General features: G+C 65.7%; 10 protein-coding genes, 2 other RNA genes and 1 riboswitch. Of the genes, 6 read left to right on the top strand and 6 right to left on the bottom strand.

Going from position 1 to position 15,880, the window contains the following annotated elements:
• Nucleotides 1-24 precede the first annotated feature (24 nt).
• Nucleotides 25-1,956, top strand: coding sequence for an XVIPCD domain-containing protein (locus tag QRM89_RS18615; RefSeq protein ID WP_285448684.1), 1,932 nt, complete (start codon nt 25-27; stop codon nt 1,954-1,956).
• A 700-nt stretch (nt 1,957-2,656) separates the two neighbouring features.
• Here QRM89_RS18615 and QRM89_RS18610 read toward each other — a convergent pair.
• The gene (locus QRM89_RS18610; RefSeq protein WP_011269939.1) at nt 2,657-3,058 is read right to left on the bottom strand and encodes a hypothetical protein; all 402 of its coding nucleotides are present in this window, start codon (nt 3,056-3,058) and stop codon (nt 2,657-2,659) included.
• A 16-nt stretch (nt 3,059-3,074) separates the two neighbouring features.
• Entirely contained in the window at nt 3,075-4,328 is a 1,254-nt protein-coding gene (locus QRM89_RS18605; protein ID WP_014506999.1) for a multidrug effflux MFS transporter, read from the bottom strand.
• Between the two features lie 270 nt (nt 4,329-4,598).
• A riboswitch (glycine riboswitch) is annotated at nt 4,599-4,713 on the top strand.
• A 90-nt stretch (nt 4,714-4,803) separates the two neighbouring features.
• Here QRM89_RS18605 and gcvP point away from each other — a divergent pair.
• The 4 genes from gcvP to QRM89_RS18585 all read left to right on the top strand — a co-directional run bounded on the left by gcvP (nt 4,804) and on the right by QRM89_RS18585 (nt 13,063).
• On the top strand, nt 4,804-7,677 hold the full coding sequence (gcvP, locus tag QRM89_RS18600) for an aminomethyl-transferring glycine dehydrogenase (protein ID WP_285448683.1): 2,874 nt from the start codon (nt 4,804-4,806) through the stop codon (nt 7,675-7,677).
• A 516-nt stretch (nt 7,678-8,193) separates the two neighbouring features.
• On the top strand, nt 8,194-9,867 hold the full coding sequence (locus QRM89_RS18595) for a carboxylesterase/lipase family protein (protein WP_285448682.1): 1,674 nt from the start codon (nt 8,194-8,196) through the stop codon (nt 9,865-9,867).
• 16 nt (nt 9,868-9,883) lie between these two features.
• Nucleotides 9,884-10,738 (top strand): aldo/keto reductase, encoded by an 855-nt coding sequence (locus QRM89_RS18590; RefSeq protein WP_285448681.1) that lies wholly within the window; start codon nt 9,884-9,886, stop codon nt 10,736-10,738.
• A gap of 219 nt (nt 10,739-10,957) precedes the next feature.
• Complete coding sequence (locus tag QRM89_RS18585; RefSeq protein ID WP_285448680.1) at nt 10,958-13,063, top strand: catalase; 2,106 nt, start codon at nt 10,958-10,960, stop codon at nt 13,061-13,063.
• Nucleotides 13,064-13,596: 533 nt separating this feature from the next.
• On the opposite strand, the gene QRM89_RS18580 is transcribed toward QRM89_RS18585, so the two are convergent.
• From QRM89_RS18580 to QRM89_RS18570, 3 genes are all read right to left on the bottom strand, one after another.
• Nucleotides 13,597-13,669: non-coding RNA, sX9 sRNA (locus tag QRM89_RS18580), on the bottom strand.
• A 162-nt stretch (nt 13,670-13,831) separates the two neighbouring features.
• On the bottom strand, nt 13,832-14,557 hold the full coding sequence (locus tag QRM89_RS18575; RefSeq protein WP_042595103.1) for an AraC family transcriptional regulator: 726 nt from the start codon (nt 14,555-14,557) through the stop codon (nt 13,832-13,834).
• A 116-nt stretch (nt 14,558-14,673) separates the two neighbouring features.
• Nucleotides 14,674-15,174 (bottom strand): hypothetical protein, encoded by a 501-nt coding sequence (locus tag QRM89_RS18570; protein WP_285448679.1) that lies wholly within the window; start codon nt 15,172-15,174, stop codon nt 14,674-14,676.
• A 248-nt stretch (nt 15,175-15,422) separates the two neighbouring features.
• Here QRM89_RS18570 and QRM89_RS18565 point away from each other — a divergent pair, with 248 nt between their 5' ends.
• Nucleotides 15,423-15,833, top strand: coding sequence for a hypothetical protein (locus tag QRM89_RS18565; RefSeq protein ID WP_115576680.1), 411 nt, complete (start codon nt 15,423-15,425; stop codon nt 15,831-15,833).
• Nucleotides 15,834-15,837: 4 nt separating this feature from the next.
• Here QRM89_RS18565 and QRM89_RS18560 read toward each other — a convergent pair.
• A non-coding RNA gene (locus QRM89_RS18560) (sX9 sRNA) lies at nt 15,838-15,880 on the bottom strand; the annotation flags it as partial.

The following is a 15,880-nucleotide window of genomic DNA, read 5'->3' as shown; positions in this document are numbered from 1 at the left end:
GCGCAGCATGCAAGGAGCAATCCGATGAACCAGGCCTCCACTGGCCCGGGTCCGCACGATGCGGATCGCGATGCACAGATCATTGCAGACGCGCAGCAGGGCGCGTTTGATCCAACCTACGGCAGCACCGGCACCGAATTCGCGGCCAACGGGCCGGGTGGCCGCAGCCTGGGGCTCAACCCGGGCGAACAGTCGGTCAAGCACACGCAGAGCACGCAGCAGAGCGGCGGCAGTGCGACGCAGCCGCTGGGCGAAACCAGCGTGCGCAGCGCCAGCTCGCAGAGCCTGGGCGTGGTCAGCGATGCCGATGCAAAGACCACCACCTTCAGCCTGGAAGCAGACGCGCAGACCGGCTTGCAGCAAAGCCGGCAGACCAAACTCGGCAGCGGCACGTTGAACCTGGAAGCCGGCGTGGCCGCCGGCCAGCGCATGCGCTACACGCTGACGCTGCCTGGCGCCGATCAATCACTGGACGCAGCCACGCAGGTGAACCCGCTGCAACCGGAGAGCTTGCCGGTGGGCGCACGTGCCGTGCTCGATAGCCAGGCCTTCGCACAGCGCGAGGTCAAGGCGGACCTGCAACAGGTTGCGATGCAGAGCAAGATCACCGAAGCCAGCGGCCGCAGCTATCTGATCGAACGCGTGGACGAGCGCCACGTGCGCGTGGCCACCGGCCCCAATGACGCCATCGAAGCGGCCAATGCGATTGGACTCAAGGCCGGCCCAGCGCAGGCCCTGGTTGGCCGCACCGACCGCCTTGGCAGCTCGCGTGTGCAGAGCGCGCAGTTCGACCTGGCCGATCCACGCGCCGTCGAAGCCATGACTGCGTTCGCGCGCACGGGCGAAGTCGCGCCCGGCACGCCCGGCGTGGATCAGATCCAGACGCTGGAGCGGGTCGGTTTCAGTTCGCAGCAGCGCATGCAGTTGCAACTGGGCCCGCTCGACGCCGATCTGGGAGGCGCCCGCAATGAAGGCAGCCAGATCCGCATCAGTGAACCCGGCCAGGACGGCTACGCCGTGGTGCAGCAGCTGAAATACGGCGATAACGTGCCACTGACAGTGCTGCGCCACTACGACGGCAACAATGTCGAACGCGTGCAGGAGCGCAGCTACCGTTTCGAAATCGACGGCGACGTTGCCACCCCCGGGCTGATGCAACGCCTGGGCGGCCGCAACGAGGCCAGCGAAGAAAAAGCCATGGCGCAATCGCTCAATAGCGCGATCAGCGGCGACATGGCGGGCACTGGTGCGATTCAAGCCGGGCAGAAAACCACGCTGGTGTTCAGCGAGCAGCAAATGCAGGCATTGCTGCAGCAAACGCAGACCGCCGCCACTGCCAACAAGATCGGCGCAAGCCCGTTGGCGTTACTGGTCGGCAACGGCCAGCCATCCGACACCGAGCAATTCGCCATTGCAATGGCGCGCAATGTGGGCGGGCAGCCTGCGGCCTTTGCCGAGCGCCTGCAACGCATCGCAGACGGCGCCGACGGCCAGTTCGACGGCCGGCTGCAACGCATCGACGCCGATGTGGCACCGCGCCCGGCGGCCGCAACCGCGGCAGTGCCTGATCCGCGCGACCCTGCGCATCCGGACCATGGGCTGCTGCAGCAATGCACCGCCGCCGTGGGGCGACTGGAAGGCGCGCATGGCCCCACGCCGGGCATGGACAGCGAGCGTCTGGCACTGGGATCGCTGGTGGCCGCGCGTGAGCATGGGCTGCAGCGCGTCGACCACGTACTGCTCGGGAACGACACGGCCCGCGGCTTCGTGGTCCAGGGCGCGCTCGATTCACCGGCGCACCTGCGCGGCAGCTTCGACGCCAAGGCGGCGCAGGAAGCGCCGGTGGAAGCCAGCCTGCAGCGCTTGCAGGCATTGGGACCAGCACCCGAGCGCGATGCTGCCGCATTGGAGCAGGCAACGCAGCAGGAGTCGGTGCGGCAGTCGCAGGCGCGTTGATTGCGTTAGCGGGTTCAGTGGCAGCGTCGTGGCCACGCCTGCGACGCTGCCTTTGCTGGATCGCAAAGGCAGCGATGTAGCGACCCATCGGGCAGTTGCTGGGCTGTCGTAGGAGCGCGCTTGCGCGCGATGGGGCGGTACCGGGAAAGCCTCTCGCGCGCAAGCGCGCTCCTACAACAGCGCTGTTGTTTGGGCTGCCGTTTTCACGTCGATCAACGTAGGCGATTGCAACGCAAGCAAGCTCTCTGCGCTGTCGCGCTGGCAAAAGGCGCACACGCAACGTGACTCAATCGAGCTCTAAGCCTCGGCAATCGCAAACGCTCTAGACAAACCATCGCCGCGGCCATCGTAGGAGCGCGCTTGCGCGCGATGGGCGTTGCCGGGAAGGCCCTCGCGCGCAAGCGCGCTCCTACAACAGCGCTGTTGTTCGGGCTGTCGTGTTCACGTCGATCAACGCAGGCGATTGCAACGCAAGCAAGCTCACGGCGCTGTCGCGATGGCGAAAGGTGCGGACGCAACTTCACTCAATCGAGCTCTAAGCCCCAGCAATCGCAAACGCTCTAGACAAACCATCGCCGCAGCCATCGTAGGAGCGCGCTTGCGCGCGATGGGGCGTTCCCGGGAAAGCCCTCGCGCGCAAGCGCGCTCCTACAACAGCGCCCGAAACAAAAGTGCCCGCAACGCGCACTTGTACCGCAGGTCAGTTGAGCTTCGCGCCCTGCAAGCGTTCGCTTAGCTTGGTCTTGAACTGCTCGAATTCCATGCCGTCCGCAGCGGCCTCGGCGTGCGCGGCATCCTTAAGGGCGTCCGAATAGGTCAGCCGCACGGGGGTGCCCTGGCGTTCGTGCAGTTCGGCGGCGCGCATGATCAGGGCCAGCACCTGCGCAGCGCTGGTGCTTTCGCCGGCGATGCGGCCATCCATGCCCAGCACCCACTCGCCGTCGCGGCGCACGATGCCGGCCAGCAGCGTGCGTTGCTGGTCGCGCAGTTCGGCATGCGGTTCGATCGGCGAGACCGGCGCGGGGTTGGCAGCGGCCTGGTTGCGTGCGCGCTCGGTGGCCCGCTTGCGGGCATCGCGGCGCAGCTTGGAATCGGTGGACATGCAGGCTCCTGTGGGGTCAAAGGTGGTCGGCCGGCTCCAGAGGCAGTGCCTCGGCAGCCTGGCGGCGCCGCAAGCGGCGGCCGCTGCGGCGCTCCCAGCGCCAGAATAGCCAGCCCAGCAAGAAAAAGCCGGTCATGCCGAACGCCAGATGCCGCGGGTGTTCACTCAGCAGCGGCGAGAGCACCCCGGCCACCACGGTATTGGTCATCAACTGAGTGAAGGCCTGCAGCGAGGAGGCCAGGCCGCGCTGCTGCGGGTACATGTCCAGCACCGCCAGCGCCAGGATCGGGAAGATCAACGCCATGCCCAGCCCGGCCAGGAAGATCGGCAACACCGCCCACGGTAGGCTGATCTGCGCCACCGCGAGCGTGTAGCCAAGGTTGACCAGCGCCGCCACACCGCAGCAGATGAAGCCGATACGCACCTGCCGCACCGGATCCATCCGCCCGGCCATGCGCCCGGACAGGAACGAGCCCAGGGTCATGCCACCGATGGTGGGAATGAACAGCCAGGCAAAATCGCCCTCGCCCAGGTGCAGGTGGCGCATCACCAGCACCGGCGCCGAGGCGATGTACAAAAAGATGCCGGCGAAGTTGAACGCACCGGCCGCGGCCAGGCGCTGGAAGCGTGGGTTGAAGCCGATCCTCACGTAGTCATGCAACAGGCGGCGCAGTTGCAGCGGCGTGCGTGCTTCCACCGGGTGGGTTTCCGGCAGCCAGGTCACCGTGGCGATCAGCAGCACCAGCCCGAACACCGCCAGGAACCAGAAGATCAGCGGCCAGCCGGCGCCGCTGAGCAGGATCCAGCCGCCGATGATCGGCGCGATCGCCGGGGCGATGCCGAAGATCATCGACACCTGGCTCATCAGCCGCTGCGCGTCGTGGCCCTGGAACAGGTCGCGGATCACCGCACGCCCCACGATCATGCCCACGCCCGCCGACAGCCCCTGCAGCGCACGGAAGGCCAGCAGCGTCGGCAGATCGCGCGACAACGCGCAGCCAATGGTGCCGGCGATGAACAGCACCAACCCGCCCAGGATCACCCGCTTGCGGCCCCAGGCGTCGGAGAGCGGCCCGTGCGCGATGCTCATCAGCCCGTAGGCCAGCAGATACACGCTGATGGTCTGCTGGATCGCCACCTCGTCCACCGCCAGGCTGCGGCTGAGCTGGGAGAACGCCGGGAAGATGGTGTCGATGGAAAACGGGCCGAACATCGCCAGGCCGGCGAGCAGCAGCGCCATGCGACGGGTGGAGGGCGTGGTCGGGGTCATGCCGGGATCCGGAAAGCAGGTACAGCGGAGTGTGCACGTCAGGTGCCGCGTCGGCGGCGGGGACTGGATGCACACAGGGCCGCAGATGATAGGTGTTCGCCCCGGCAAGGTTAAGCAAACCCGAGCGCAGCGCCCCTGCCGCGGCGGCGTGGTGCGGCGCGCCGGCGGCTTGGGCGCAGGCTATAATCGGCCGGCAACACGGTGGGAGAAGCGGCACTGCCGCTGCCGAAGGCGCAACAGCCCGTAATCGCTCAGGCCCGATACCATCTTCAACACAACTCTGGAGAGACCGGTTCACTCCGGCGCCGAAGGGGCACGGAACGCAGGCAGGCCACAGGCCAGGCCGCGTTCTTAAACTCTCAGGCAAAAGGACAGAGGGGCGCGAGGAAGACCGCCAGTGCGGCAGGTCGTGGTGCGCGTATGCGCGTCATGCCGGTCGTGGTGCTTCCGACCTTTCGCATGCCCCCTGCCCCGGATGCCCGCCATGTCCCAGACTCCGTCTTCCCTGCGCGACCTAGAACACCACAGCGCGTTCGTCGAACGCCACATCGGCCCCAACGACGCGGAAATCGCGCAGATGCTGGGCGTGGTCGGCCACGACTCGCTGGATGCGATGACCGACGCCATCGTGCCGTCCAACATCAAGTCGCCGGCCGCATTGGCGCTGCCCGATGCGATCACCGAAGAAGAAGCGCTGGCCAAGATCCGCGCCATTGCCAGCAAGAACCAGGTGCAGCGCACGTTCATCGGCCAGGGGTATTACGGCACGCATACGCCGAAGGTGATCCTGCGCAACATCCTGGAAAACCCGGCCTGGTACACCGCCTACACGCCCTACCAGGCCGAGATTTCGCAGGGCCGCATGGAAGCGCTGATCAACTTCCAGACCATGTGCGCCGACCTCACCGGCATGCAGATCGCCAATGCCTCGCTGCTGGACGAAGCCACCGCCGCAGCCGAAGCGATGACGCTGGCCAAGCGCTCGGCCAAGTCCAAGTCCGATACGTTCTTCGTGCACGACGCAGTGCACCCGCAGACGCAGGAACTGCTGCGCACGCGCGCCGAGCCGCTGGGCATCGTGCTGCGTGTCGGCACGCCGGACGAAGCGCTGCAGGCCGAGTGCTTCGGCGTGCTGCTGCAGTACCCGGACAGCTTCGGCCACATCGGCGATCACGCCGCGCTGGCCGATGCCGTGCACGCGCAGGGCGGCCTGGTCGCCGTGGCCACCGATCTGCTGGCGCTCACGCTGATCGCCGCGCCGGGCGAATGGGGCGCGGACATCGTGGTGGGCAACTCGCAGCGCTTCGGCGTGCCGTTCGGCTTTGGCGGCCCGCATGCGGCCTTCATGGCCTGCCGCGATGCCTACAAGCGCTCGATGCCGGGCCGCTTGATCGGGGTGTCGATCGATGCTGCCGGTAACCCGGCCTATCGCCTCACGCTGCAGACGCGCGAGCAACACATTCGTCGTGAAAAGGCCACCTCCAACATCTGCACCGCACAGGTGCTGCTGGCGGTGATGGCCTCGATGTACGCGGTCTACCACGGCCCCGATGGCCTCACCCGCATTGCCCGCCGCACCCATCGCCTTGCGGCGATCCTGGCGGCCGCATTGCGCAGCGCGGGCGTCACCGTGGGCGAGCATTTCTTCGACACCCTGCACGTCAAGGCGATCGATGCCGATGCCATCCACGCCAAGGCGCGTGCGGCCGGCATCAACCTGCGCGCGATCGACAGCGAAGCGGTCGGCATCAGCCTGGACGAAACCAGCACACGTGCCGATGTGGTGGCACTGGCGGAGCTGTTCGGTGCCCAGGTCGATATCGATGCGCTGGATGCGGCCACCGCCGATGCGCTGCCGCAGGGCCTGCGCCGCACCAGCGCGTTCCTGCAGCACCCGGTGTTCAACACCCATCACAGCGAACACGAACTGCTGCGCTACATGCGCTCGCTGGCGGACAAGGACCTGGCCATGGATCGCACCATGATCCCACTGGGCAGCTGCACGATGAAGCTCAACGCCACCGCCGAGATGATTCCGGTGACCTGGCCGGAGTTCGGCGCGATCCATCCGCTGGCACCGCCCGAGCAGTCGGCCGGTTATGCGCAGCTGATCGAAGAACTGGAAGCGATGCTGGTCGAATGCACCGGCTACGACGCGGTGAGCCTGCAGCCCAATTCCGGCGCGCAGGGCGAATACGCCGGCCTGCTGGCAATCCGCGCCTATCACCGCTCGCGCAACGAAGCCCACCGCGACATCTGCCTGATTCCCGAATCCGCACATGGCACCAACCCGGCCTCCGCGCAGATGTGCGGCATGACCGTGGTGGTGACCAAGTGCGATGCCAACGGCAATGTCGATGTCGATGACATTCGCGCCAAGGCCGAGAAGTATTCCGACCGCCTGGCCGCGCTGATGATCACCTACCCGTCCACGCACGGCGTGTTCGAAGAAGACGTGGTGGCGATTTGCGAAGCGGTGCACGCGCACGGCGGCCAGGTGTATACCGACGGCGCCAACATGAACGCCCTGGTCGGCGTGGCCAAGCCCGGCAAGTGGGGCTCGGACGTGTCACATCTCAACCTGCACAAGACCTTCTGCATTCCACATGGCGGCGGCGGCCCGGGCGTGGGCCCGTGTGCGGTCAAATCGCACCTCGCACCCTTTCTGCCGCGCACGCTGGGCGGCGAAGGCGATGTCGGCATGGTCAGCGCAGCCAGCTACGGCTCCGCCTCGATCCTGCCGATCAGCTGGATGTACGTGACCATGATGGGCAGTGCCGGCCTGCGCAAGGCGACCCAGGTCGCCCTGCTCAACGCCAACTACATCGCCAAGCGTTTGAGCGCGCACTACAAGACGCTGTACACCGGCCGCAACGGGCTGGTGGCGCACGAGTGCATTCTCGACATCCGCCCGCTGGAAAAGACCAGCGGCATTGGCGCCGAGGACATCGCCAAGCGCCTGATCGACTTCGGCTTCCATGCGCCGACGCTGAGCTTCCCGGTGGCCGGCACCTTGATGGTGGAGCCGACCGAAAGTGAATCGCAGCACGAGCTGGACCGCTTCATCGACGCGATGATCCAGATCCGCGAAGAAATCCGCGCGATCGAAGACGGCCGCCTGGACCGCGAGGACAACCCGCTCAAGCACGCCCCGCACACCGCCACGCAGGTCTCGGCCAGTGAGTGGACGCATGCCTATCCGCGCGAGCTGGCCGCCTTCCCGCTGCCCTCGCTCAAACAGCAGAAGTACTGGCCGCCGGTGGGCCGCGTGGACAATGTCTACGGCGACAAGAACGTGATGTGTGCCTGCATCCCGGTGGATGCGTACAAGGACGACGTGGTGGCATAAGCGCCGCAACGCTGCTCTCCGCTGAACTCAAACCCGGCCGCGTTTAACGTGGCCGGGTTTTTTAGTGTCTTGAACGTGGGATGCGGCAGCATGCGTCGCAGCCGCCGATGTATCGTGTCGCTGTCGCGCACGAGTGCGGAAGAGAAAAATCCTGCGCGCTGGCCTGTCACCACGATCCGCGCATGGCATCCGAGCCATGTAGCGCCAAGATCGCCCAACAGTCGCCAGCCCCGCGCGCCTGCAACGGCATCGCAGGCACTACGTCAGTGGCCCACAGCGCCGTCGCTCACCGCGCATCGCAGCTTTGAATGTGCTTCTGCCATTGCGGGCGTCATCCTGTTGCGTGTCTCTGCAATGCAACGCACGCATGGCGCCAGTGGTCGCGCGACTGCACCAGCAGTGCGTTGCGATACACGCAATCACGCTCCCACAGCCTCGCTGTCAGCAGCATGTTTGCCTTCCCTACACGTGCGTTCGCGATGATGTGCCGAACAACCAAGGCGAAGCGCGGCAACCGTGATCGAATCCAACAAGACGCAATGGGCACCAATCGTGAGCAGCCTGCTGCTCGCAACCTGCCTGCTAAGCGGCTGCGCGCCACGCCGGCCCGGCACGGTGCCGGCACTGATCCAGGCCGCGGATGCGCAGCCGGCCGTGGTGCAAACCGATGCCGGCGCAGTGCGCGGTGTTGCCAGTGCGCAGGGGCGCGCATTTCTGGGCGTGCCGTTCGCCGCGCCACCGGTCGGCGCGCTGCGCTTTCATGCTCCGCAGCCGGCCACGCCCTGGCCCGGCGTGCGTGATGCCACGCAGGCCGGGCCGGCCTGCATGCCGCGCTATCGCGTCGGCCAGAAACACATCTCCGAGGACTGCCTCACACTCAACATCTATGCCCCGCCTGGTCCCGCACCCGCAACGCCGCGTGCGGTAATGGTGTGGATCTATGGCGGCGCGCTGGAGCTGGGCAGCAATGTGGACTACGACCTGAGCGCGTTGGCCGCACGCCAGAACGTGGTGGTGGTGGCGCCCAATTACCGGCTGGGCGTGTTCGGTTTTCTTGCGCATCCACAGGTGCAAGGCGATGGCGAAGGTGCCTACGCCCTGCTCGACCAGCAACTGGCGCTGCGCTGGGTGCAGCGCAATATCGGCGCGTTTGGCGGCGACCCGAGTAATGTCACCGTGTTCGGCGAATCCGCTGGCGCCTGGAGCATCTGTTACCAGCTGGCCTCACCGGGCGCGGCCGGCTTGTTCCAGCGCGCGATCCTGCAAAGCGGCAGCTGCCTGGCCGGCGACTCCACCGTTGCACGCAGCGATGCCGAGCGCGGTGGCACGCAGATGGCGGAGGCACTGGGCTGCGCACGTGCCCCTGATGTTGCCGCGTGCCTGCGCCAGCTGCCCGCCGAGACCCTGGCCGATGCCAAACCGCAGCGCCGCGGACTGACCGGCCTGGACGCCTGGGCGCCGATGCACGGCGGCGATGTGCTGCCCGCACCGCCAAGCGTCGCAATCGAACAGGCGCAGCAGCCGCAGGTGCCGTTGTTGATCGGCAGCAATCGCAATGAAGGCCGCCTGTTTGCGCAATTGCTCTCCTATGCCGGCAAGTTGAACCTGCAAAGCAGCTACGAGGCGCGCGTACACCGCATGTACGCCGCGCCGGCACCGGTGCTGGCGCAGTATGCGCAGGTGGCGGCGCAGTCGCGCTGGCATGCATTTGCAAATCTTGTCACCGATGGCGGATTCGCCTGCCCTACCCGCCGCCTGGGCCAGATGCTGCGCACCCGCGTCCCGGTGTACGCCTACGAATTCGACGACCCGGATGCGCCATTCGGGCTGTTGCGGTTGCCGTTTTCGCACGCACTGGGCGCGTATCACGCCTCCGAGTTGGTGTACCTGTTCCAGCGCCCGTGGGTGCTCAGCGGCACGCCGGACTTCACCCCTGCGCAGCACGCACTCGCCAACACGTTGCAGGATTACTGGGGCGCCTTCGCGCGCAGCGGCGATCCCAATGGCGGCGGGCGTCCAGCCTGGCCACGCTTCGATGGCGACACGCCGTTGACACTGTCGCCCGGCAGGATCGGGCCCACGCCGGACTTCGCCGCACAGCATCGCTGCGCGTTCTGGGATGCACAGGCCAACGCTGCAACGCGCCCGCTACCCACTGCCGTGCCGGTGCCTGCACCACCTTCTCACTGATCGCTGGAGCCCTGCCATGTCCGAATCCGCCACCACCCACTGCCCGCAGGTGACCTTGCGCAACGGACGCAGCGTGCCTGCGCTGGGCATGGGCTCCTGGAACCTGGGCCAGGGACGGCATGCGCCGCAGCAGGAGATCGAAGCACTGCAGACTGGCCAGGCGCTGGGCATGCGCTTGATCGATACCGCCGAGATGTACGGCAATGGCCGCTCGGAACAGTTGATCAGCCAGGTGATCGCACGCGGGCAGCCGCCGTATCTGGTGTCCAAGGTGCTGCCCAGCAATGCAAGCGCGCGCGGCATTGCGCGTGCCTGCGAAGCCAGTCTGCAACGCCTGGGCGTGCGCACGCTGGATCTGTATCTGCTGCATTGGCGCGGCGGCAGCAATCTGGCGGAGGTGGTCGCTGCATTCGAAACACTGCGCGATGCGGCCAAGATCCGTGACTGGGGCGTGTCCAATTTCGATGTCGACGACATGCAGGAGCTCTGGCAGATCGATGGCGGGCAGCACTGCCTGGTGAATCAGGTGCTGTATCACGCCGGCAGCCGCGGCATCGAGTTCGATCTATTGCCGTGGTGCGCGCAACATGCGGTCACGGTGATGGCGTATTCGCCGCTGGGCAGCCGTGCGTTGCTCGATCACCCGGTGCTGCACGCCATCGGTGCGCGACGCGGCGTGGCGGCCACCGCGGTGGCGCTGGCGTGGGCCATCCGCAGTGGCCAGGTGATCGCCATTCCCGAATCCGGCACGCCGGCGCATGTCCGCGCCAATGCGGATGCATGCACGCTGCAACTCGATGCGCAGGATCTGGCAGACCTGGACAGCGCATTTCCACCGCCCACGCGCAAGCAGCCACTGGATCTGCTGTAGACCTCGCTCACGGTCGCGCTTGCAGCATGCCGTGCGTCACAGTGTTGTCGTTGCACTTAACAGCTATTTTTAGGCGTGATTGTTCGTCGCACGCTGAGCTGCAACACGCTCGCATGCGCATGTGAGTGTTCGTTCGCATGCAGACACATCCATTTAACAGCGCCACTCCCAGGCTCGACTGGATAGCTCGCATCCCAGCCCGCCAACGTGGAGTCCCCCATGGCCAAGTCCCCCAGCAAGCCCGCACAGATTCCTTCTGTCGGCAGTTCCGCAAGCGCGCACGAAGTGCGTGGCACCGGCGACGAACTGCACCAGAAGGCCGGCGGCTCGCATCCGCAACTGACCACCAACCAGGGCATTCCCGTTGGCGACAACCAGAACTCGCTCCGCGCCACACCGCGCGGCCCGACGTTGCTTGAAGATTTCATCCTGCGCGAAAAGATCACGCACTTCGACCATGAACGCATTCCCGAGCGCATCGTGCATGCGCGCGGCAGCGCGGCGCACGGCTACTTCGAGCTGACCAAGTCGCTGAGCCAGTACACAACGGCCAAGCTGCTCACCGAAGTCGGCGAAAAAACCCCGCTATTCACGCGTTTTTCCACCGTGGCCGGCGGCGCGGGTTCGGTCGATACGCCGCGTGACGTGCGCGGCTTCGCGGTGAAGTTCTATACCAAGGAAGGCAACTGGGATCTGGTCGGCAACAACATCCCGGTGTTCTTCATCCAGGATGCAATGAAGTTTCCAGACCTCATCCACGCGGTGAAGATGGAACCGGACCGCGGCTTTCCGCAGGCGGCCAGCGCGCACGACACGTTCTGGGATTTCATCTCGCTCACCCCCGAATCGATGCACATGGTCATGTGGGCGATGAGCGATCGCACCATTCCGCGTTCATTGCGCATGATCGAAGGCTTCGGCATCCACAGCTTCCGCCTGCTCAACGAAAACGGCGACAGCACCTTCGTCAAATTCCATTGGCGCCCCAAGCTGGGCCTGCAGTCCACCATCTGGGACGAGGCAGTCAAACTTGCCGGTGCCGACCCGGACTTCCAGCGTCGCGATCTGTTCGAGGCGATTCAGAAGGGCGACTTCCCCGAATGGGAATTGGGCGTGCAGCTGTTCACCGAAGCCGAGGCCGAGGCATTCCCGTTCGACCACCTGGATTCGACCAAGGTCATTCCGGAAGAGCTGGTGCCCTTGCAGATCGTCGGGCGCATGGTGCTGGACCGCTGGCCGGACAACTTTTTTGCAGAGACCGAGCAGGTGGCCTATTGCCCGGCCAACATCGTGCCGGGGATCGACTTCAGCAACGACCCGCTGCTGCAAGGCCGGCTGTTCTCCTACCTGGACACGCAGCTGAGCCGCCTGGGCGGGCCCAACTTCCATCAGATTCCGATCAACGCACCCAAGTGCCCGTTCGCCAACAACCAGCGCGATGGCCACATGCAGATGGGCGTGCCGAAGGGCCGCGTGGCGTACGAACCCAGCTCGTTGCAGGCTGACGCACCACGCGAGGCGCTGCGCGGTTTCCCCAGCCATGCCACACCGGCCGAGGATGGCGCCAAGGGCCGCGTGCGTGCGGAAAGTTTTGCTGACCATTACAGCCAGGCACGCATGTTCTTCCGCAGCCAGACCGCGCCGGAGCAAGCGCATCTGGCATCTGCATTGGTGTTCGAACTCTCCAAGGTGGAAACCGCGCACGTGCGCGAGGCCATCGTGGGACATCTGCGGCATATCGATGAAGCGCTGGCCAAGCGCGTGGCCGATGGCATGGGCATGACCAGCCTGCCGCCGGCACCGCCGGCCGCCGTTGCACCAACCGACATGCCGTTGTCGCCGGCGCTGCAGTTGATCGGCAAGATGAAGGACACGCTGCAGGGCCGCACGGTAGGCATCCTGATCCACGACGGCTCCGACGCCGCGGCGATCAAGGCCGTGCGCAAGGCGGCCGAAGCGGCCGGCGCAACGGTCAAGATCGTGGCACCCAAGCTGGGCGGCGCCAAGCTCAGCGACGGCAAGCAACTGGCCGCCGATGGCCAGCTGGCCGGCACGCCGTCGATCGTGTTCGACGCGGTGGCGGTGTTGCTGTCTTCGGAAGCGGCCAAGGCGTTGACGCGCGAATCGGCCGCGCTGGATTTTGTCAGCAATGCCTGGGCGCATCTGAAGGCGATTGCTTTCGACGACGGCGCGCAGCTCCTGCTCAAAGCCGGCAATGTCGGCAAGGACCCCGGCGTGGTCGATGCGGCCGACACCAAGGCCTTCATTACCGCCGCCAAGACCCGCCAGTGGGCACGTGAGCCGAAGGTGCGCATGCTGGCGTAACCGCACCAGCGCCATCGAAAGCTGCCTTGGGCGCGAGCGACTTTCAATGTCGTTTCGCGCCCATTGCATTGAAGCACGCTACGTTTCGAAATCTCGGGTTGTTTGGAGTTTGTTGGACAGGGGTGTTGATTGCTTGCAGAGCAGATGATCTGCCGCTTGGCTGCAGGGCCCTTGCCCGCCCACCATCGCGGGACACGCTGCAAGTACGTCCTTGTAAGCTCTTACGCGGCATCCATGCCGCGTAAGGTCCCGCGACGGTAAGCGGGCAAGGACCAGTCGAGAGTGGCGGTTTGCATGGTGCAAGCCGTGCATGGCGTGCGCTGTTCGGATAACGGCGCGTCCGATCAGTGTCCCAAGGCAAGCCGAGTAACAAGCAGGCTTTCAACACAGCAACCGACTCACTTTCTGGTGCGGTGTCCTCGCCGCTTGCGGGACCGTGTGGCGGCATGGATGCCGCCACCGAGCCTCCACGGACGGATTCACGGCGTGTCCCGCAAGCGGTGAGGGCGCCGCGCACTCGACTAACTAAGAGCGGCTCAAAAAACGTAGCGAGCAGCCGTCAGGTGGGTGCGGACGGCGCGAAGGAACCGGAGTACGGGGGCACATGCCGATTCCGAGCACCAGCCGCGCCCGCCTGGCGGCTGCGCAGTCGTTTTGATAAGTGCTCTAAGCTGTTGACTCAATGCTCTGCTGCAGTGAGTGCACCACACACGCAACTCACTTCGCTGCTGCGAATTCGTCTTGCGAATTCGTCTTAATCAGGCCGTCCTAAGAAGTTCCGGCAGGAAACTGCCCTGCAGTTGCCAGCGTACGGTACTCACGCGGCGTCATGCCGACGGCCAGCTTGAACTGCCGCGTAAACGCGCTTTGATCGCTGAAACCACAGGCATGGCCAATCTCGGTCACGCTCTTGGTTCCATGCAATAAATGCATCGCCATCTGCAGACGCAGCTTGGCCAGTACCTGTTGCGGGGTGAGCTGGAACACCTTGCGGAACGAGCGCTGCAGCTTGGACATCGAGAACCCGGTGATATCCACCAGCGCCTGCATGCGCACGTTTTGCGCGTAGTTGGCGTTGAGGTAGGCCAGCGCGAGACGCAGTTTTTCGTACTGCGATTCCTGGCCATCCTGCGGCCCCAGATCACGCGAGATGCCGATGATGCCCTGCACCTTGCCGTCCACCAGCAGCGGACGCTTGCAGGTGAGGCACCAGCCAGGTTCGCGGTTGGCAAACAGATGTAACTCGAGCAGGTTGTCGATCACCGCACCGGCCAGCACCTGTTCGTCCTGGTTGGCATAGTTGGCGCCCAGCCCGCTGGGGTAGACCTCGGCGACGCGCTTGCCGATCAAGTCCTTGCGCGACTTCAGGCCCAATCGCCGCAGCATGGTCTGGTTGACGTGGGTGTAGCGGCCTTCGCGGTCCTTGACGAAGAACAGCACGTCCGGCACGGCATCGAACAACGCTTCCAGATCGGCAGGATCAACGCTCTTCATGCAGGACGATGGGCTCAGGGCAAGGAATGACGGCGCTGCACGTACGGCAGTTCGCAACCGCTGCGCAGGCAGGCCACGTCATGATACGCCGCGGCGCGATTCCTTCTGAATGCCGATCAGCGTGGATCTTTCGCCGCGCTGGCAGCGCCGGACGTTGCAGCCGCTGCAGTCGGCGCGGGCGTGGTACCGGCCGCGGCCGACGCGGTCCCGGCTGCAATCCGGTCAGCCGTCACCGGGCGCGTGGCCCAGCGCTGCACCACCGCAGCACCGGCTTGCGAGCCGATCTGCACACGCAGGCGAGTGCCGGGCGTTGGCGCGACGAATTCAATCTCGCAATCACCGGCGGCCATGCAGCTGTCGGCAGCCAACGGGTCCGCCGGCTGCCAGCCCTGCTCCATCACTGTCTGCGCAAACGCGCGGTAGCTCATGCCGGACTGGAGTGTGGGCGGCAACGGCACTGCCAGCGCATCACCCACTGCATCGGATGCGGCAGGCGGCGTCTCGGCCGCTGCGGTTGCACGCACGGGCACGCCGGGAACAGGCCGCGACACGGCGCTCCAGGCGGGAGAGGAAACAACAACAAGCCCCAATATCAGTGGGCGGACAAACATGCGCATGCAAACGATCCTTGCGATCCTGCAGGGAACTGGGAAAGGTGGAGACGCGTCATTTTGCCATGTCGGCATGACGCTGAAGCGATGACGCACGTGCACGATTAGCTGCCGTTACGCGACCAAACCCGCCAAGAGCGTACTCATCTGCACCCCTTAGCGGCAGCACGTCGGATGACTTGAGCAACGTGGTGGCATTCGCGGGTCGCCTTGTCGCGCGCCTGTCGGCATCATGCGCGTTTGTACTTTCGGAGATGCCCATGACCCTGCCCACTTCCACGCCTTACGCCGTCGGGCAACTGTGGCGCTGCCGCGGGCGGCATGCAGGCGAAACACCACTCCTGCTGATCAACCGGATCGATGAGCATCCACAGGGCGGGCAGATCCTGCACGCCACGCTGCGCGAGGTGCAGATCCAGCATCCGGGTGCACCCGGTGGTCTGCTGGAGACGCTGCCGCATGTGCCGGTGATTGCGCAGACGCTGGACCGCAGTGATGCGGCGCTGGTTGGCAGCAGCGCGCCCGACCCGGCCTATCTACCCGGTTACAGCGAATGGAAAGCCGCATTCGATGCCGGCCAGGCTGGCTCGTACGGCATCGCGGTGGCCGAGATCCTGCAGATTGTGGAAGGCCACCTGGCCAAACGCGCGCTCGCTGCGCACTAAGAGCGGCTAACAAAACGTAGCGAGCAGCCGTCAGGTGGGTGCGGACG

It is taken from the genome of Xanthomonas sp. LMC-A-07 (genome assembly GCF_030208825.1).
In the GTDB taxonomy this organism is placed as follows: Bacteria; Pseudomonadota; Gammaproteobacteria; order Xanthomonadales; family Xanthomonadaceae; genus Xanthomonas; species Xanthomonas campestris.
The sequence above is the reverse complement of the archived record's forward strand: the minus strand, read 5'-3'. Positions and strand labels throughout refer to the sequence as shown.